The organism is Pseudomonas sp. s4 (genome assembly GCF_046764235.1).
GTDB lineage: Bacteria > Pseudomonadota > Gammaproteobacteria > Pseudomonadales > Pseudomonadaceae > Aquipseudomonas > Aquipseudomonas asiatica.
Window position 1 is genome coordinate 2,598,669 of the sequence record NZ_CP177209.1, and the last position, 18,563, is coordinate 2,617,231.

General features: G+C 61.0%; 14 protein-coding genes. 6 read left to right on the forward strand and 8 right to left on the reverse strand.

Translation table 11 applies throughout. The annotated features are described in order from the left end of the window. Positions 1–18: 18 nt before the first annotated feature. The 7 genes from ACK56M_RS12260 to ACK56M_RS12290 form a co-directional block, all read right to left on the reverse strand. Complete coding sequence (locus tag ACK56M_RS12260; RefSeq protein WP_015270104.1) at positions 19–798, reverse strand: transglutaminase family protein; 780 nt, start codon at positions 796–798, stop codon at positions 19–21. After that, a complete protein-coding gene (locus ACK56M_RS12265; RefSeq protein WP_015270105.1) occupies positions 795–1,745 on the reverse strand; it encodes an alpha-E domain-containing protein in 951 nt (316 codons plus the stop codon). Before ACK56M_RS12265 ends, ACK56M_RS12260 begins: the two co-directional genes overlap by 4 nt. Positions 1,746–1,748: 3 nt before the next feature. Beyond that, positions 1,749–3,158, reverse strand: coding sequence for a circularly permuted type 2 ATP-grasp protein (locus ACK56M_RS12270; protein ID WP_015270106.1), 1,410 nt, complete (start codon positions 3,156–3,158; stop codon positions 1,749–1,751). Positions 3,159–3,636: 478 nt separating this feature from the next. Next, a complete protein-coding gene (locus ACK56M_RS12275; RefSeq protein ID WP_061302399.1) occupies positions 3,637–4,128 on the reverse strand; it encodes a GNAT family N-acetyltransferase in 492 nt (163 codons plus the stop codon). A gap of 436 nt (positions 4,129–4,564) precedes the next feature. Then, positions 4,565–5,830: an MFS transporter gene (locus ACK56M_RS12280; RefSeq protein ID WP_039612867.1), complete on the reverse strand. Its 1,266-nt coding sequence runs from the start codon at positions 5,828–5,830 to the stop codon at positions 4,565–4,567. A gap of 33 nt (positions 5,831–5,863) precedes the next feature. Further along, on the reverse strand, positions 5,864–6,934 hold the full coding sequence (locus ACK56M_RS12285; protein WP_015270109.1) for a sugar phosphate isomerase/epimerase family protein: 1,071 nt from the start codon (positions 6,932–6,934) through the stop codon (positions 5,864–5,866). Positions 6,935–7,045: 111 nt separating this feature from the next. Continuing rightward, positions 7,046–8,551 (reverse strand): PLP-dependent aminotransferase family protein, encoded by a 1,506-nt coding sequence (locus tag ACK56M_RS12290; RefSeq protein WP_043935571.1) that lies wholly within the window; start codon positions 8,549–8,551, stop codon positions 7,046–7,048. 896 nt (positions 8,552–9,447) lie between these two features. Between ACK56M_RS12290 and ACK56M_RS12295 the strand changes: the two genes are divergently transcribed. Continuing rightward, on the forward strand, positions 9,448–9,684 hold the full coding sequence (locus ACK56M_RS12295) for a hypothetical protein (RefSeq protein ID WP_015270111.1): 237 nt from the start codon (positions 9,448–9,450) through the stop codon (positions 9,682–9,684). A 660-nt stretch (positions 9,685–10,344) separates the two neighbouring features. Then, positions 10,345–12,897 (forward strand): EAL domain-containing protein, encoded by a 2,553-nt coding sequence (locus ACK56M_RS12300; protein WP_054572909.1) that lies wholly within the window; start codon positions 10,345–10,347, stop codon positions 12,895–12,897. 22 nt (positions 12,898–12,919) lie between these two features. Here the strand turns inward: ACK56M_RS12300 and ACK56M_RS12305 are convergent, their stop codons facing one another. Beyond that, a complete protein-coding gene (locus ACK56M_RS12305) occupies positions 12,920–13,834 on the reverse strand; it encodes a LysR family transcriptional regulator (protein WP_054572910.1) in 915 nt (304 codons plus the stop codon). Between the two features lie 199 nt (positions 13,835–14,033). Between ACK56M_RS12305 and ACK56M_RS12310 the strand changes: the two genes are divergently transcribed. The 4 genes from ACK56M_RS12310 to hutH all read left to right on the forward strand — a co-directional run bounded on the left by ACK56M_RS12310 (position 14,034) and on the right by hutH (position 18,295). Further along, positions 14,034–15,002 carry an ABC transporter substrate-binding protein gene (locus tag ACK56M_RS12310; RefSeq protein ID WP_015270114.1) on the forward strand — a complete coding sequence of 323 codons (969 nt, stop codon included), beginning with the start codon at positions 14,034–14,036 and terminating at the stop codon, positions 15,000–15,002. A gap of 75 nt (positions 15,003–15,077) precedes the next feature. Then, positions 15,078–15,929 (forward strand): ABC transporter permease, encoded by an 852-nt coding sequence (locus ACK56M_RS12315; protein WP_015270115.1) that lies wholly within the window; start codon positions 15,078–15,080, stop codon positions 15,927–15,929. After that, entirely contained in the window at positions 15,926–16,759 is an 834-nt protein-coding gene (locus tag ACK56M_RS12320) for a quaternary amine ABC transporter ATP-binding protein (protein WP_003256804.1), read from the forward strand. The genes ACK56M_RS12315 and ACK56M_RS12320 overlap by 4 nt, the downstream gene beginning before the upstream one ends. 12 nt (positions 16,760–16,771) lie before the next feature. Beyond that, entirely contained in the window at positions 16,772–18,295 is a 1,524-nt protein-coding gene (gene hutH / locus ACK56M_RS12325; RefSeq protein ID WP_015270116.1) for a histidine ammonia-lyase, read from the forward strand. Positions 18,296–18,563 lie beyond the last annotated feature (268 nt).

Consider the following 18,563-nt stretch of genomic DNA (forward strand, 5'->3'; position numbering starts at 1 on the left):
GAACGGATGCCGCACCTGTCATTGGCGGTGCACGTGTACGCTGGCCTGCATCGATTCGGCGCCGCCCCCGCGGCGCACGCCCCTGACCGGGCAGGCATCGAGGTAGTCCAGGCCCACTGCCAGCTTCAGGTGGCGTTCTGGCCGGGTCAGGCGGTTGGTGATGTCGAAGCTGTACCAGGCGTCATCGACCCAGGCTTCCGCCCAGGCATGGCTGGCCAGGTGCTGCTCGTCTTCGGTACATAGGTAACCGGACACATAGCGTGCCGGAATACCCAGGCTGCGCGCGCAGGCGAGGAACGCATGGGTATGGTCCTGGCACACCCCGGCAGCGCCGCTGAACGCTTCGATGGCAGTGGTGCCCACCGATGTGGCACCGGGGCTGTATGGCATGTGCTCGGCCAGGCCTTGCATCAGCCCGATCAGCGCCGCCCGGTCGCGGTGCTCGCCACAATGTCGGCTGGCGAAGGCCTTGAGTGTGTCATCGGCCTGGGTCAGGTGGCTGCCGCGCAGGAAGGGCAGGGGTGAATGTTCGCCGGCCTCCTGCTCGCGATCCGGGTCGATTTCTACCTGGCCGCTGGCGGTCAGTGCCAGGTGGCCATGGGGTTTGTCCAAGGTCAGTACATGCAGGATGTTGCCATACGGGTCGATCTGGCCCTTGACCTTGCAGGGCAGGTCGAGTTGCCATTCAGTGATGCGCTGGCGCTCGCTGCTGCGTGGCGTCAGGCGCAGGAACTGGATGCTGTTGCACACATCGCTTGCATAGCTGTAGGTAGTGTCGTGGCGAATGGACAGTTTCATACGACCTCCAGATAGGAGTGGTGGACCGCCTGGCCCAGTTGATTGATGCGCCCAATGAAGTCGCTCAACCACGGGTGCAACCCTGCTTCGAGTATTTCGTCGATCGCGGTGTAGCGCAGGCGAGCGTTGAGTTCGGCGGCCATGCGCTGGGCGGCGCGCCCGGTGCTGCCCGGCAGGCTGGCAAGGATCTGGTCCAGCTCCTCGATGCAGGCATGCAGCGAGCGGGGCACATCGACCCGCAGCAATAGCAACTCGGACACCGGTCGTGCACTGGGTGCGGCGCGATACAGTTCGTTGAAGGCTTCGTAGGAGGTCAGCGCGCGCAGCAAGGCGCTCCATTGGTAATAGCCGCGGGCAGAATCATCGCTGACTTCCTCGGAGGCCTCCCCGAACATTTCATAGCGTGCATCGAGCAGGCGCAGGGTGTTGTCAGCCCGCTCCAGGAAGGTCCCCAGGCGGATGAAGCTGTAAGCGTCGTTGCGCATGATGGTGCCTGAAGTAGCACCGCGGAACAGGTGCGAGCGTTCCTTGACCCAGTCGCAGAACTGGCTGATGCCATAACGGCCGAGACCATTGCTGGCAATGTTGCGCATCTCGATCCAGGTAGCGTTGATGTTCTCCCACATGTCGGCAGTGATGCGGCCACGCACTGCGTGAGCATTGGTCCTGGCCGCCTGCAGGCAGCAATAGATGCTGCCGGGGTTGGTCGCATCGAGGGCGAAGAAGTGCAGCATGCGCTCGGTGTCCAGCTCGGTGTGCCGGCGGCGGTAGTCGTCCAGCGTTCCGGATGCCAGCAGTGACATGGCCAGCTCGGCATGGCCGTCGCTGCGGCCAGCCTGGGGCATCAGCGATAGCGAATAACTGACCTCGAGCATGCGCGCAAGGTTTTCTGCACGCTCCAGGTAGCGCGACATCCAGTAAAGGTCGGAAGCAGTTCTCGAAAGCATGGTTCAGTCCTCCACCACCCAGGTGTCCTTGGTACCGCCGCCTTGCGACGAGTTGACCACCAGCGAACCTTCCTGAAGGGCCACGCGGGTAAGGCCGCCTGGCACCAGTCGGGTTTCACTGCCGGACAGCACGAACGGGCGCAGGTCGATGTGGCGCGGCGCGATGCCGCTGTCGACGAAGGTCGGGCATGTGGAAAGGCACAGGGTAGGTTGAGCGATGTAGGCGTGCGGGCGGGCCTTGATGCGAGCGCGGAAGTCCTCGATCTGTGCGCTGGTCGCCGCAGGCCCGACCAACATGCCGTAGCCACCGGACCCCTGGGTTTCCTTGACCACCAGCTCGGGCAGGTGGGCCAGGACATGGGAAAGCTCTGCAGGCCTGCGGCACTGCCAGGTAGGGACATTGTTCAGGACCGGCTCTTCGCTCAGATAGAAGCGGATCATGTCGTCGACATAGGGGTAGATCGACTTGTCGTCTGCCACCCCGGTGCCTACCGCATTGGCCAGCACCACGTTGCCAGCGCGGTACACCGAAATCAGCCCCGGCACGCCCAGCATCGAGTCAGGGTTGAACGACAGCGGGTCGAGGTAGTCGTCATCCAGGCGGCGATAGATCACATCCACCTGTTTTGGACCAGCGGTAGTACGCATGTAGACGTGCTCGTCACGGATGAACAGGTCCGCACCCTCGACCAGTTCGATGCCCATTTCCCGGGCCAGGAAGGCGTGCTCGAAATAGGCACTGTTGAAGCGGCCAGGGGTGAGCAACACGGCAGTGGGGTTGTCCAGTGGGCTGGCGCTCTTGAGCGTGTCCAGCAGCAGGTTGGGGTAGTGGTCGATGGGCGCGATACGCTGTGCGGCGAACAGCTCGGGGAACAGCCGCATCATCATCTTGCGGTCTTCGAGCATGTAGCTGACCCCGCTGGGGGTGCGCAGGTTGTCCTCCAGCACGAAGTAGCTGCCATCCCCGTCACGGACCAGGTCGACGCCAGCGATATGGGCATAGAGCCCGCGGTGCAGGCCCAGGCCCTGCATGGCGATCTGGTAGCCTTCGTTGGCCAGCACTTGTTCCGGCGGGATGATGCCGGCCTTGAGGATGCGCTGGTCGTGGTAGATGTCCTGCAGGAACAGGTTCAACGCCTGAACCCGCTGGATACAACCGCGCTCGACCATGCGCCATTCGCTGGCGCGAATGCTGCGCGGGATGATGTCAAAGGGGATCAGGCGCTCGGTATCCTCTTTGTCACCGTACAAGGTGAAGGTGATACCGGCGCGGTGAAACAGCAGGTCAGCTTCGCGTCGGCGTTGCTCCAGCAACTCCAGCGGGGTGTTTGCCAACCAGCGGGCGAACTCCTGGTAATGCGGGCGGCAACTTCCGTTCGTATCATACATTTCATTGAAAAATGCCCGGGACATACCCACTCCTTGCCACCGTTGCCGGCAGCTTCATTGCGGTTCATCTACGTGTTTCAGGGTGCGGCCTTGCGGGTCGGTGGGTGTTTTGTCTGCGGTGAGCCTCGAATCCGATCAATTGCTGTGCGTTATGCACGCAAGAGGCCATTGCAATGAAGGTGCCGAAAGCCAGGCACAGTTCTGGAGTGGCAACGGGCTGGCGGTAGCACCTTGAAACTCTTGGGTTTTATTGCTGCATTCGATGACTGCGCCGCATGCAGCCGTGCGGGAACGGTCGGGAGGGGGGACAGGCGCGCCTCAAAAAAAGGCGCGCTATGCACCGAGCTGCAGCTTTTGCTCCGAATTGGAGCGAGTCCATGGCGAGGCGGCACTCCGGCCGCGCAAGCAAGGAGTAGTGCGTTTCGTTCCGAGTGTCAGGTTATGACGCAGTCACCGACGCAGAATACTCTGGGCGTCGCTTGCAGATCGAAAACGGTCACTATCATTCAATGGATTTGGCCATTTCCGACGTTCCAGTCCAGCCGGTCTGCTCATAGACCGGTTTACCCGTCTCGGTGGCATGCAGGACAGCGAAGGTGATACCTCGGCGAGCGAACTCGGCGTCAGCAGCCTGCATCAAGGCCGAAGCCAGGCCGCGGCGGCGGTAGGCCGGCTGGACGAACACATTCAGCACGTACCCACGTTTGTCCAGGGTTGGGTGCGATGGATGGGGAGGCCAGTCAATGCTCATCAGGCCAATGGCTGCAACCGGTTGGTCGCCATCCAGGAGCTTGAAACCGTAATACCGACCGTCACCGAGCCGCTCTTCCAGCCATGGGCGAAAGTGCTGAGTCATGACTTGCAGTTTTTCAGGGTCGCCACCTGCCTCAAGAAACATCTCCTGGCGATGCGAGCAGATCATTGCTGCGTCAGCGGGCCCGACTGGCCGACACTCCAGGCCTGAAGACGCTCCACATCCTTGTAGCTCGATCATCGTTTATCCAACGTAAGTGGCCGATTCATGAGAAGGCAGCCTATGGCCTCTTCAGGCCTGCTTGCAATGGCTTGGTTCAACGCCTGGCCCGCCAGACGAAACAAGACCCAATGGCTAACGATCGACCTTGGCAAGCAACTCAGCTTTTGTCATCTCTCATGGAACTGCACATAACTCATTGAATCAGCAGGGCCCATGTAGGAGCGGCCTTGTGTCGCGATGGGGCGCGCAGCGGCCCCGGCAATTTCAACTGTTGCGCATCAATCCTGGGGCCGCGATGCGGCCCTTTCGCGACACAAGGCCGCTCCTACAGGTACAGCCACAACCTCGAGAGCAACGCTGTACCTGTGGGGTTTTAGCCGCGAACACCGGCGTTGTGGGCGGAGGAGGGCTCGGCATGATGGACGAACCCTCCTCCTGAAGCCCATGGCGACGATCAGGCTTGTACCGCGTCGGCCCCGCCAGAGAGCACGGATTTTTTGCGTACTGCTTGATAGAGAAGGCTGGACACCATGAAGCCTGCAATGGCCAGCATGCTCATCAGAATGAACACATAGTTGTAGCCCTGTTGACCAGGGAAGTGGTCGAGGATCGCGCCATAGATGACGTAGGCAAACATGCCGGGGGCATAGCCGATCAGGCAACCGATGCCGAAGGCCGAGCCGGTGATGTGCTGGGGAATGCCGACTTCGCCCATGGGGGCCCAGAACACGCCGCGCATCGAGAAAACAATCAGGGCGAAGGATAGGGTGGCCGCCATCCCCGCATAGATGAAGCCCGGGCTTTTAGGAATCAGCATGATCACGGCCATCAGCGGCAATAGCGCCAGAAATGCCCACTTCAGGTAACGGCTGGTACTCTTGAACTGCTTGTCGGCAATGAAACCGCCGGCAGGCCCGCCGAGGATTTTCAGGAAGTATTGATTGATGATGCCGTAGGCGCCTACCAACGCTACTGGCAACCCGTACATTTCCTTGAGGTAGGGGATGAAATAGGTCAGGCCGCAGTAGACGATGTAGACCATGAACACATTGAGGCTGACCAACCAGATACCGGGTACCTTGATAGCCTCCATCAGGTTTGCCAGACCGTTTTTCGGCTTGGTGGCCGATTGCGCATTACCGCCCTTGAGCAGGACCCAGGTCAGGGTGCCAGCCAGAATGTCGATGACCGAGTAGAACAGGATCGCCGATTTCAGGCCGGCTTCCCCCGAGCCCATGGCGACGAACACGCCCAGTGCGGAAAAGGCCACCAGCGTATCAACCACGCCACGCCCGCCTTCCAGCAGGCCGAACAACCGGCCTTGCTCCTGATCGTCACCCAGATTGCGGATGGCCTTGAGCAACGATGGCCAGAACAGGCAGTCGGCACAGACGGCCAACAGACTGAACACGATCAGCAAACTGCTGAAGGGCGGAAAGGTCGCCAGGTACAACCCCAGGCTCCCGGTCCCGATCAGGCCGAGGGGGATCAGTTTGCGCGTGTCGTAGCGATCGGCGAGCAGGCCACCAACCACGAACAGTGCAGTCGCGATGATCGCGTTGGCACTCAACAGCATGCCGATTTCAGTGTGGCTCAGGCCCATGAATTCCTGCATGGGGACATAGAAGGCGTCCTTGAGGTTCGCCAGCTTGTAAATGGTGCCGCCACCAAGGATGAGAATCAGGAATCTGAGCCATTTGGCCTTGTTTTGAGTTGTCATTATTGTTCTCCGGGCGTAATCGGGTCGTCAGGTTCATGCGTTGGAAGGAGCGGCCAGGGTCAGTTCAGCCAAGGTGCGCAGTTCGCCCAGCAAACCTCGGACATAGGCCACCTGATTGTTCGCCCAGCGGTGTTCGTCGGCCAGCATGCGCTCGAGCGAGTAGCCTTTCGGGAGCGGCGTTTCGCTCATCTCCCGGTAAGCAATGAATGGATCGGCTGCTTCGAGGCTCTGCCGGAAGGCCGGGGCCACGTAGTGATTTTCCTGCTCGAGAATGAACGCGATCACTTGCGGGGTTGCTTCGCCCAGCATCAACAGTTCGAACAGCATGCGGGCGCTGGGCAGATCGTCTTCGTCGCTGCCTTGCAACACGCCGTAATGGCCGAAGCCGTTTTGTTCGGGGACGATGCGTACGCCCTTGAGGTGAGCCTGGCGGATGTGCGGCGCCAGGTTGTGCAGGGCCTGCAGGGGCTGTTCGCAGGCATTGATCATGTTGCCGAAGTCGAACAGGGCATGCAGGCGAGGGTGGTTGACACGGTTGAGCAGCTGCGCGATTTCGCTGCTCTTGAGTTCTTCATGCTGCTCGAAGTCAAAGTACAGATCGTTGGCATCGGCCTGTTGTGCGAGGTAGTGCAGGTCGGTCTCGATCACGTCCATGACCCGCGACAGCGGACCCTCGTAACGTGAGTAGACACGGATGTTGCGCACCCCCAGTGCCTTGGCGATGGCGATCACCTGGTCGACATCCTTTTTCAGCGTGCTGCTGATTTCCAGATGCACATCCAGCCCCAGCGCCTTGGCCTTGCTGGCAAACACCTGGAGCTGCTCTGGCGACATCTGGCTCAGGCTGTTTTCCTCGCCGTCGAGCAAGTGCAGGCTCAGGCCTTGCAGCTCGTGGCGATAGGCGAAGTCCAGCATGTCCGCGGGTGTGACACGACCGTGGGTGAGGTTGGTCAGTAGCGGGTAGGCGTGGGCAAACAGGCGCAATTGCCCGAGACGCTCAAGCAGCCGCTGGGCCAGTGCCTCTGTCAGCACTGGAGCAGCCACGTGTTCGACCACCTTGTGGCTCAGCAAGGCGTTGAATCGTTCCTGGATCTTGTTGTTCATTAGAGTTGTTCCTGGTTCAGGCACCGGTCTACCGGCGCAGCCTTTATCGCGCCAGCCAGGAACTCTCGATAGATCCATTATCAATTAATTGATAAGGCCACTTTCCACGCATCAAGTGGTCGGCGGAAGATAACCCAGCGTGCGCAAAGCCTGGGCCAGCTCCTCGACACGCTCCCGGGCCTGCTTTTCAGGCGTGCCGGCAAAGCCGATCAACAGGGCAGGCGGCAGGTCATGCTTGATGCGGTAGTCGCTCAAGGCGTAGGTGTGGATGTTGTGTCGGGCCAGTTGCCGGGCGATTTCAGTGTCACTGAGTTCGGGGGGCAGCCAGGCGATCAGGTGCATGCCGGCATCCGTCGGAGTGATCCTGAAAAAGCTGCCGATCTGCTTTTCAAGTTGTTCGATCAACGCCTGCTGGCGCGCCTTGTACAGTGCACGCATGCGGCGGATGTGCCCCAGGAAGTGGCCTTCGCTCATGAAGTCGGCCGTTGTGGCCTGAAGCAGTGTGGGCGGGCTGCGATCCATGACCGCGCGCAGGGTGCAGAAGGGCTCGACCAGAGCCTGCGGCAGAATCACGTAGCCCAGTCTCAGTGACGGGAAGAGCACTTTGCTGAACGTGCCGACGTAGATCACTCGGGCCATCTGGTCCATGGCATACAGTGCCGGAAGAAGTCGACCACTGTAGCGAAACTCGCTGTCGCAATCGTCCTCGATGATCCAGCTCTGATGCTTCGCAGCCCAGTCGATGAGTGCCTGGCGCCGCACATAACTCAGGGTGACACCCAAAGGATGCTGACGCGAAGGCGTACAGAATACCAGGCGCGCATCAGGGCACTCGGCAAGGCCTTGCTGGACATCGATCCCCTGTTCATCAATACGCAACGGAATGATCCGGGCCCCCTGGGCTTGCAACGCAATTCGCGCGGCGATGTGCCCAGGGTCTTCCATCCAGACACTGTCCTGCGGATTGAGCAGCAGCATGCCCAGCAGGTTGAATGCTTGCTGCGCGCCGGAAACGATCACTACCTGGCCGGCATTGCAGTCGATACCTCGCGCATCGAAGACATACTCGGCAATCGCTGTGCGAAACGCCTGCAAGCCTTGCAACTCGCCATAACCCAGGATCGCCTTGGTTGGCTTTAGCAAATGACGGTTCATCAGGCGCCGCCAGATGGCTTGCGGAAACCCTTCATAGGTGCTGTGACTGGGCAGGAAGGAGGTCGGCGTCGCCGGATCCCAGTCGGTATAGGACACCCCGCGAAAATGATCGCTGCGCAGCGACAGCATCGACTGGCTCAGTTCGGACAGGCGCGGTGGCTGGCGCGGTTGCTCGTCCTCGATACTCCGGTTTTCCCACTCAGTACCGACATACGTACCTGCACCCGTGCGCGAGGCCAGAAAACCTTCGGCAATCAACTGATCGAAAGCATTGAGGATGGTGATCCGCGACAGCCCCAACTCGATGCTCAAGGTCCGCGTCGACGGCAGGCGCACGCCCCCCTGAATTCTGCCGTTGAGTATCTGTTTGCGAATTTGCAGATACAGCTGACGGTACAGAGGTATGGCACTGGCACGGTCCAGTTCGATAGCCGACAGCAGCAAACCTGTGGGGGATTTCATGACATGCTCGTCTGGGTGAAACGGGATTTGACCCGGGAACCGTCAGGCGACGGGATTTCAGGGTAGCGAGCGATACCCGATAAGTCATCCGTCCGGCTTTGATGTCCGGCGCAGCGTCCGTTTTGGGTAGATAGTGCCCAGTCGCGAATGGCTACAAACGACCCAAAGCGGACATCTGTGACCGGGGCCGCTTCGCGGCCCATCGCCGGCAAGCGCGGCTCCCACAGGTACAGCGCATGCCTGAAGGCTGGTGATATTCCTGTGGGAGCCGGCTTGCCGGCGATGAGGCCGGTACTGACTACAGAGCTTTGGATCAGTGTCCGCCGTGGGTCGTTAGCCGCCATTCGCGGTCGATCGCTTTTGGCCAAGGCGGACGCTAAAGGATAACTGGTTTCGTAAGCGCGACGCCGTCCCTTTGTGAGCGGGTTTACCCGCGAAGAGGCCGGTGCAGGCGACACAACATGGTGATCACTGCTGATTGGCCAGCAGGTGATGAGTGAGAGGCGCCAACGGAAGTGTTACTGCACATTCCCTTCGCTTGAAACGCTTCCCTGACACCGGTAGTCTTTGCCCGCTGCTGTAAGTCCAGCGGCCGGGTTTGGTCACCCGCAATCATCAAGGCGCACAAGCGCCCGCTCTGCGATACAGTTGGCGCTTTTTTGTGCCCGCTGTTTCGTTTTATGGCGGCTGTGCGTGGGGCGCCTCCGTGCGCGCCGGTTTCCTTGATTCCCGGTTGACCAACCCGCGTACAGTCGCCACCCATTCGTTTGGTCACGTTGTGTGGCGGCTCCAGTGAATCAAGGAGCGACACAATGACAAAAGGCTTACCCGATCCTCCCGTACGCGCCACCACGGCGTCCTCCAGTTTCTCCACGTGCGAATGCAGCCACCCACCGTTGTTTGCCGTGCGTTCTGGGGTGGACTACGACGATGCGCTGGTGCATCTGTCCACGCTGCTCAAAGGCGCGTTTGCGACCAATCTCAAGGCACTGGAGCTGGCCAAGGGAACCTGTCGTGATCTGTTGTTGAGCAATGACCATGGGCTGGATTCGGCCAAGGCGGTGGTGGAGGCGTTGCTGGATGGGGTGGAGAGGCAGCAACTGGTTGGGCGGAAGACGGTGCCGGGTGTCTGACGGGCGCTTGGGCTTTGTTTGATTCAAGCGGCAGCCGTGATTGACCTTGAGGGCCTCTTCGCGGGTGAACCCGCTCCCACAGGTACAGCGCCAACTCGAAGCCCGCGCAGTACCTGTGGGAGCGGGCGCGCCCGCGAAGCAGGCGCCGCGGTGAATGGCACCGGCTTTGCCGGTGTTCGCGGGCATGCCCGCTCCCACAGGCACCGTGTGATCTCAAGTGCGACGCCGGCCCTGTGGGAGCGGGTTTACCCGCGAAGCAGGCGCCGCGGTGAATGGCACCGGCTTTGCCGGTGTTCGCGGGCATGCCCGCTCCCACAGGTACCGTGTGATCTCAAGTGCGACTCCGGCCCTGTGGGAGCGGGTTTACCCGCGAAGCAGGCGCCGCGGTGAATGGCACCGGCTTTGCCGGTGTTCGCGGGCATGCCCGCACAATGATCGCCGTTGGGCAAAACGACAGCTATGGGTCGTTATCCGCGGAACGCACCAGAACCGTTATCCAACCTGGCAGTCGTTCACCGCTGGCAGGCCCCCGCGCTGTACTGACCATAGCCCCGTATCAGGCTCTAGGTTGCCTTTCGCCAACCACCGATCGTCAGCTCCATCGACCTCCAAGCCCGCCGCCCGGTCAACCGGGAGACCCTAGGCCGCGATGGTGAACCAATGGACGTCTTTGCTGACAATGAAATGTCGACCCGCAGTGATGTGGTCGGGCAACTGATCGTGGCGTTTTCCCTGATTCTGCTGTTGGCCTTGTTGCTGGGGCTGTTCTCCCTCTACCGCCTCGCCGGGGCGCTGGACGCCCGAGAAGTGGAGCAGAGCCGCTTCTATGCTGAATCCGCCATGGCCCAGCTGCAGAAGAACGACAGGACGTTCCTGCTGACCCATGCCAACTGGCAGGCCGCCTATGATCACTTGGGCGGGCAGGTCGATGCACATTGGGCATACGACGAGGACAATGTCGGCGCCACGCTCTATACCTCCGATGGGTACGAAGGCGTATATGTGCTCGATGACGACGGTACGCGGTACGCAATACTGGACGGTAAGCTCAGCCAGCTGGGCCTGGAGCAGCATACCGTCAGTGCCGGCAAGATCCTGCAGGAGGCTCGGCAAGCAGCGCAGCACGATCAGGCGTCTTCAGGCTATCTGGTCTTTCGTGGCCAGCCGGCGGTGTACGTCGCTGCACTGATCCGCCCGCAGACCCAGCCGGCCCGCCCGCCGGGACCAACTGCGGTTTTGGTGTTCATTCGGGTTCTATCGCCACAGGTGCTCTTGCCGCTGGGCCAGGCGGCGGGGCTGTTAGGCCTGGCCGTGGGCGATTCGGCCGATCAGCGCCAAGGGCGCGGTGCCCTGCCACTTGAAGGCAGCGGCCACACCTTGACATGGGATATACCGCAGCCCGGCACCGAACTGATCCACACGGTAATCGCGCCCTTGGCTATCGCCGTTCTATTCATCGCACTGAGCATGGCATTGTTTGCACGCTACGCGATCCGCGCCAGCAGCAGGATCGATCGCAGCCACCGTGCTCTGGTGACTTCCAGGGTTGCCCTGCAATCAAGTGAAGAGCGCTTCAAGGCAGTGGCCGAAGCTGCCTCGGACTGGATTTGGGAAACGGATGTGCTCCTTCGCCTGACCTACCTTTCGGACCGGTTCACCGAACTCACCGGGCACCCCGTCGAAGCGTGGCGACAGCGCCCGATTACCGAGTTGCTGTCGTGTGATACCAGCAACCTCCGGACCTCGCTGCACAGCCTGGCCGCGACAGGCTCCTCCGGCACGCTGCGCTGCCAATACCAGGACCATCTAGGCCAGCAGCGTATCTGCAGGATCGCTTCGCGCGCGATCGTGGCCGAGGGCGTGTGTACCGGCTTTCGTGGCACGTGCAGCGACATCACCGACGAAGTGGCCGCCCATGCCCAGATTCAGCACCTCTCCTTGCACGACGCCCTGACCGGCCTGCCGAATCGCAACAAGCTGTTCCGTTTCCTCGAACAATCAGCCCCTGGCGCTGAGCTACCCAAGGTGGCGCTGTTGATGCTCGATCTGGACAACTTCAAGCCAATCAACGACAGCCTTGGGCATCCGGCCGGCGACGCGGTGCTGCTCGAGGTAGCGAGCCGCCTCGGTCAAGTTACCCGTGACAGTGATCTGGTCGCCCGTCTGGGAGGCGATGAGTTCATCGTCGTACTGACCCGGCCAGGCGATCACCAGGACATGGACCGATTCTGCATGCGCGTGATCGAGGCGATCAAACGCCCCATTCAGGTCGAAGGGCATGTCGTGCAAGTGGGGGTAAGCCTGGGTGTAGTGCTGTCTGCCGAGTACCCTGGTACGCCGAGCGACCTGATCCGACACGCCGACGTGGCCCTTTACAGCGCCAAGCAGGCGGGCAAGAACACCTGGCGCTTCTTTTCGGCACAGATGAACGCCGCTTTGATGGAGAAGCGTGTGCTGGAAAGCGAGCTGCGCGAGGGCATACCGCGTGGCGAGCTGGTGCTGCATTTTCAGCCGCGCTTCAAGGTCGATGGGGTCTCGATCGCATCGGCCGAGGCCCTGGTGCGCTGGCAACACCCGCGCCTGGGCCTGCTCCGCCCGGATCGTTTCATCCCGCTTGCCGAAGAGTCCGACCTGATCGTGCTGCTTGGCAACTGGGTGCTGCAGGAAGCCTGTACCAAGGCGCGGGGCTGGCCGCAGGCGGTGATGGTCTCGGTCAACATGTCGCCGGCCCAGTTCAGCCGCAGCGATGTGGTCCGCGACGTCGGCAACGCGTTGCGCGCCACCGGGCTGCCAGCCCACCGCCTGGAGCTGGAAATTACCGAGAACGTCATGCTCAACGATGTCGAAGGCGCACTGCACACCATGCTTGCACTGAAAGAGCTGGGCGTGCGCCTGAACATGGACGACTTCGGGACCGGTTACTCCTCGTTGGGTTACCTGCGTACCTACCCGTTCGACAGCATCAAGATCGACAAGCGCTTCGTGCAGCACCTGGGAAAGAGTGGCAGCGACCGTAGCGTGGTTCAGGCCATCATCAACCTTGGCAATGCAATGGGCATGACGGTGACTGCCGAAGGTGTCGAGACCGCCGAGCAACTGGCCTTGCTCAGCGATGACCAATGCCATGAAGTACAAGGCTTTTTGCTCAGCAAACCGCTGGAAAACGAGGTACTGATGGGGATGATGAAAGACCAGGTATCGTTAGCGCAATGACGCCTCGCAGAGGAGGGCAGTTTCATTCGGATGCAAACGACGGCCGCTCCGCGAACCATGCCACCGCCAGGTCCTTGAACGCCTCAGCCGAAGGCGTCAGCGGATAGCGCTGATCATGCGCCAGCACGATGCTGTGCGTTGGCAATTTCTCCTCGGTCGGCCGACATACCAGCGCTTGACCATCATAACTGCGGTCACCAAATGGCCGGGTGTAGATCAGCGCCACGCCAAACCCGTTGGCGACCAGGCTACGCTGCATCTCGAAGGTGCGCACACGGTGCACAGCGGCGGGCGAAAGATCGTAGAAGCTGAACAGATCCAGCACATGCTGCCAGCTGTGGACCTGATCGGTGACTACCAATGTGTATTCGGATAGCGCTTTGAGGCTGACGCGCGATTCCTTGGCCAACGGGTGATCGGCAGCCAGCAGTACCTGAGCGGTCAGCTGGCACAACTGGGTGCATTGAGTGTTCGGCGGCAGACCCAGATCGTAGGTGATCGCCAGCTCTATCGCACCCTCACTCAGCCGCTTGCCAACATAATCGAAGCTGCCTTCGCGCATATCGACCGTGACCCTCGGGCAGGACTCCTGCATCCGTCGCACAATTTGTGGCAGGCAATAGGGCGCCAGGTCTTCAAAACATCCGACCACCAACTCTCCGACACACTCTCCTGCATTGGCATTGATCTCGGCAAAGGTCCGAGCTTCGCTCAGAACGCGGCGGGCCTGGACCATGACGGTACGCCCGAACGGGGTCAGCGATATGCCGAGGCCACGTTGGCGCACGAAAATCGATTGGCCCAGCACCTCTTCCAATTCGCTGATGGCCGCCGAAATGGAGGGCTGTGAAACATGAAGCTCCATGGCGGCAGTCGTCAGGTTCCCGTGCTTGGCCGCTGCGAGCGCGTAGCGCAGTTGTCGCAGTGTGAACTTCATAGGTTTTTCCGTTGTGATACATCAGGACATATTATTTTATCCTTTTTTGAGGTTGTGAAATATTTCCTCTGTGCAGTGGCCACCGATCACAGGTGCCACGCCGATGCCGATTGCAAGGCTGATCAGCCAGTTTGGCGACCCTCTTTGGGCCGGATGCCCTCGACTACTGCAATCCATGTTCTTGTTTGGGAGCGTCACAATGAAAATTACAAAGGCTCTGCTGACCACCACACTATCTTTCGGGCTGCTGGCGGCCGCTGGTGCCAGCCAGGCGGCCGGCTGGTGCGAGTCTGGCAAACCGGTGAAATTCGCCGGATTGAACTGGGAAAGCGGGATGCTGCTCACGGACGTGATGCAGTTCGTGCTGAAAAATGGTTATGGCTGTGAAACCGACAGCCTGCCGGGTAACTCCATCTCCATGGAAAACGCCCTGAGCAGCAACGACATTCAGGTGTTTGCCGAAGAGTGGGTAGGGCGCAGCGAGGTCTGGAACAAGGCGGCGGCCGCCGGCAAGGTTGTTGGCGTCGGCGCGCCGGTCGTTGGCGCAGTCGAAGGCTGGTATGTGCCGCGTTACGTGATCGAAGGCGACCCCAAGCGCAAACTCGAAGCCAAGGCACCGAACCTCAAGACCATCGCCGATCTTGGGCAATACGCCCAGGTATTCAAGGACCCGGAAGAACCGGACAAGGGGCGCTTCTACAATTGCCCGGCCGGCTGGACCTGCGAGCTGGACAACAGCGAGATGCTCAAGCACTACGGCCTGGAAAGCAGCTACACCAACTTCCGCCCGGGCACCGGCCCGGCACTGGATGCCGCCGTGCTGTCGAGCTACAAGCGTGGCGAGCCGATCCTGTTCTACTACTGGTCGCCGACGCCGCTGATGGGCCTGGTCGACCTGGTCAAGCTGGACGAGAAGCCAGGCGTGGATAAATCCCTGACCATCAAGGTGGGCCTGTCGAAGGCCTTCCACGAGCAGGCGCCGGAACTGGTGGCAGTGCTGGAAAAGGTCAATCTGCCGATCGACCTGCTGAACCAGAACCTGGCGCGCATGAGCAAAGATCGCATCGAGTCGCCGGAACTGGCCAAGTTGTTCCTCAAGGAGCACCCCGAGGTCTGGCACAGCTGGGTCAGCGAAGACGCAGCCAAAAAGGTGGACGCGGCACTCTGAGCGTATGGGCTTGTCCGGCTCCTGCCGGACAAGGCACGCGACAGTCCGTTTCATGCACTTGCTCGAGAGAATTCCATGTTTCCCAAGAACTTCACGTTTTCCATTGCCGACTGGGTCAATGGCTGGGTCGATGCGCTTGTAACCAACTACGGTGACGTGTTCCGGCACATCTCCGACACCCTGCTGTGGGCCATCGTCAACCTCGAAGGCCTGCTGCGCGCAGTACCCTGGTGGCTGATGCTGGCCATTGTTGCTGGTATCGCCTGGCACGCCACCCGCAAAGTCGTGACCACTGCCGTGATCGTCGGCTTGCTTTTTTTGGTCGGCGCGGTCGGCCTCTGGGACAAGCTGATGCAGACCCTGGCGCTGATGCTGGTCGCAACGCTGATATCGGTCCTGGTCGGCATTCCGCTGGGTGTGCTGTCGGCGCGCAACGATCGCCTTCGGGCGGTGTTGATGCCGCTGCTCGACATCATGCAGACCATGCCCAGCTTCGTGTACCTGATACCGGTGCTGATGCTGTTCGGCCTGGGCAAGGTGCCGGCGATCTTTGCCACCGTCATCTATGCCGCGCCGCCGCTGATTCGCCTGACCGACCTGGGCATTCGCCAGGTGGATGGCGAGGTCATGGAGGCGATCAACGCTTTCGGTGCCAATCGCATGCAACAACTGTTCGGTGTGCAGCTGCCACTGGCGTTGCCGAGCATCATGGCCGGTATCAACCAGACCACCATGATGGCCCTGTCGATGGTGGTCATCGCCTCGATGATCGGTGCCCGCGGCCTGGGTGAAGACGTCCTGGTCGGCATCCAGACCCTGAATGTGGGCCGCGGCCTCGAAGCGGGCCTGGCCATCGTGATTCTGGCGGTCGTGATCGACCGTATTACCCAGGCCTATGGCCGACCACGGCATGGGGTGGGCAAATGAGCGCCAAACAGACAATGAACAAGATCGAAGTCAAGAATGTCTTCAAGATATTCGGTGCTCGCGCCGAAGATGCCCTGAAACTGATCCGCCAGCAAAAAGCCAAGGATCAGGTCCTGGCCGAAACCGGCTGCGTGGTTGGGGTCAACGATCTCTCGTTGTCCATCGGCAGCGGCGAGATCTTCGTGATCATGGGGCTGTCGGGCTCGGGCAAGTCGACCCTGGTGCGCCACTTCAACCGCCTGATCGACCCGACCAGCGGCCAGATCCTGGTCGATGGCGAAGACATTCTGCAGTACGACATGGACGCCCTGCGCGAATTCCGCCGGCACAAGATCAGCATGGTATTCCAGAGCTTCGGCCTGTTGCCGCACCGCACCGTGCTGGACAACGTCGCCTACGGCCTGAAAGTCCGTGGCGAGAGCAAGGCCAGGTGCGCAGAGCGTGCCCTGCACTGGATCAACACCGTGGGCCTCAAGGGTTACGAAAAGTCGTACCCGCACCAGTTGTCGGGCGGCATGCGTCAGCGCGTCGGCCTGGCCCGCGCCCTGGCAGCCGACACCGACATCATCCTGATGGACGAAGCCTTCAGTGCGCTCGACCCGCTGATTCGCGCCGAAATGCAGGACCAGTTGCTGGAGCTGCAGAAGACACTGCACAAGACCATCGTCTTCATCACCCACGACCTGGACGAAGCGGTGCGTATCGGTAACCGGATTGCCATTCTCAAGGACGGTCGCCTGGTCCAGGTCGGTACGCCGAAAGAAATCCTCTACCAACCTGCGGACGAATATGTAGATCGTTTCGTGCAGCGTCGCGTAGCTTCGCTTTAAGGAACCGGGTATATGTCGTTTGCCGAAAGAATCATCATCGCCGACGCGCCAGTGCGTTGGCAGGACGTGGTGGCAGTGGCCCGGCATGGCGCGAAGCTTGAGCTGGCCCCATCGGCCTGGGCCCGGATCGAGAACGCCCAGGCGATTGTCCAGCGCATCGTTTCCAGCGGTGACCGCGCCTATGGCGTCAACACCGGGCTTGGCGCCTTGTGCAATGTCTCGTTGCAGGATGAACAACTCAGCCAGCTGTCGCACAACACCTTGCTCAGCCATGCCTGTGGCGTGGGTACGGCGCTGTCGGACGAACAGACCCGGGCGATCATGTGCGCGGCGATCATCAATTTCTGCCAGGGCCGTTCCGGCCTGCAGCGCAAGGTGGTCGAGGCGCTGCTGACCTTGCTCAACCAGCACATCACGCCGCAGGTGCCGAAGCAGGGGTCGGTGGGGTACCTGACCCACATGGCGCATATCAGCATCACCTTGCTGGGCGTCGGCCAGGTCAGCTATCGCGGCCAGATCATGCCGGCGCAGCAGGCCTTGGCCGAGGTCGGCCTGGCGCCGGTCAAACTGGGTGCCAAGGATGGCCTGTGCCTGGTCAACGGTACCCCTTGCATGACCGGCCTTAGCTGCCTGTCCCTGGACGACGCCACTCGGTTGAGCCAATGGGCGGATGTCATCAGTGCCATGAGCTTCGAGGCCCTGCGCGGCCAGCTCGATGCCTTCGACCCTGAAATCATCGCGATGAAACCGCACCCCGGCATGCAGCGCGTGGGCAGTAACCTGCGACGCCTGCTCGACGGCAGCGAAATCATTGCCAGCAGCCAAGGCATACGCACCCAGGACGCCTTGAGCATTCGCTCGATTCCGCAGGTTCATGGCGCCGCCCGCGATCAGCTGGACCACGCTGCGCGGCAGATCGAAACCGAACTCAACTCCACCACGGACAACCCGATGCTGCTGGGTACGCCCGAGTCGTATCGGGTGGTTTCCCAGGCGAATCCGCACGGCCAGTCGGTGGCCATGGCGGCTGACTTGCTGGCCATCGCGGTGGCCGAGATCGGGGCGATTGCCGAGCGTCGTCTCGATCGCCTGATCAACCCGTTGGTCAGCGGATTGCCGGCTTTCCTGGTCAGCCAGCCGGGAGTTAATTCGGGGATGATGATTGTCCAGTACGTGGCTGCTTCACTGTGTGCAGAAAACCGTCAGCTGGCACAACCGGCAGTCGTCGACAACTACGTCACTTCCGGCCTGCAGGAGGACCATCTGAGCATGGGCACCAATGCCGGGTTGAAGCTGCACCGCGCCCTGGAGAACTGCACGCAGATCCTCGCCATCGAATACCTGCTGGCGGCCCAGGCATTCGAGTTCCTCAAGGAGCAGCGCTTTGGCGCGGGTACCAGCGTTGCCTGGCGGTTGTTGCGCGAACGGGTCCCGGCGTATGCCCAGGACCGTTGGCTGGCCCCGGATATCGCCAGCAGCGCATCGATCCTGAAGGATCCGGGCCTGCTTGGCGCTGCATTCCCCGAGCTGTTATGAGCGATGCAAGGGCCGCTCATGGCTTCGGCTCCTGAGGCGCAAGACCTGTGCAATCGGGGGGCAAATGCCCCCTTGATTGTGAACGACCAATATTCAGAAAAAAGGCCAGGGTGCCATGCACCCTGGCCGAGCTCATTTCAAGTTAGCGATTTTCGCTACCACGACCGCCGCCGTGGCTGTCCTGTCCGCCTTTACGTCCAGCCTCAGAGTCGCGTTCATCACCTCATGTCGTCACACAGGAAAGTCTGTGTTCAACTCGGACGTCAGG

What these genes read in the sequence shown, in the direction of transcription:
- ACK56M_RS12260 (WP_015270104.1), bottom strand. Translation starts at nt 798, where the DNA reads ATGAAACTGTCCATTCGCCACGACACTACCTACAGCTATGCAAGCGAT.
- ACK56M_RS12265 (WP_015270105.1), bottom strand. Translation starts at nt 1,745, where the DNA reads ATGCTTTCGAGAACTGCTTCCGACCTTTACTGGATGTCGCGCTACCTG.
- ACK56M_RS12270 (WP_015270106.1), bottom strand. Translation starts at nt 3,158, where the DNA reads ATGTCCCGGGCATTTTTCAATGAAATGTATGATACGAACGGAAGTTGC.
- ACK56M_RS12275 (WP_061302399.1), bottom strand. Translation starts at nt 4,128, where the DNA reads ATGATCGAGCTACAAGGATGTGGAGCGTCTTCAGGCCTGGAGTGTCGG.
- ACK56M_RS12280 (WP_039612867.1), bottom strand. Translation starts at nt 5,830, where the DNA reads ATGACAACTCAAAACAAGGCCAAATGGCTCAGATTCCTGATTCTCATC.
- ACK56M_RS12285 (WP_015270109.1), bottom strand. Translation starts at nt 6,934, where the DNA reads ATGAACAACAAGATCCAGGAACGATTCAACGCCTTGCTGAGCCACAAG.
- ACK56M_RS12290 (WP_043935571.1), bottom strand. Translation starts at nt 8,551, where the DNA reads ATGAAATCCCCCACAGGTTTGCTGCTGTCGGCTATCGAACTGGACCGT.
- ACK56M_RS12300 (WP_054572909.1), top strand. Translation starts at nt 10,345, where the DNA reads ATGGACGTCTTTGCTGACAATGAAATGTCGACCCGCAGTGATGTGGTC.
- ACK56M_RS12305 (WP_054572910.1), bottom strand. Translation starts at nt 13,834, where the DNA reads ATGAAGTTCACACTGCGACAACTGCGCTACGCGCTCGCAGCGGCCAAG.
- ACK56M_RS12310 (WP_015270114.1), top strand. Translation starts at nt 14,034, where the DNA reads ATGAAAATTACAAAGGCTCTGCTGACCACCACACTATCTTTCGGGCTG.
- ACK56M_RS12315 (WP_015270115.1), top strand. Translation starts at nt 15,078, where the DNA reads ATGTTTCCCAAGAACTTCACGTTTTCCATTGCCGACTGGGTCAATGGC.
- ACK56M_RS12320 (WP_003256804.1), top strand. Translation starts at nt 15,926, where the DNA reads ATGAGCGCCAAACAGACAATGAACAAGATCGAAGTCAAGAATGTCTTC.
- hutH (WP_015270116.1), top strand. Translation starts at nt 16,772, where the DNA reads ATGTCGTTTGCCGAAAGAATCATCATCGCCGACGCGCCAGTGCGTTGG.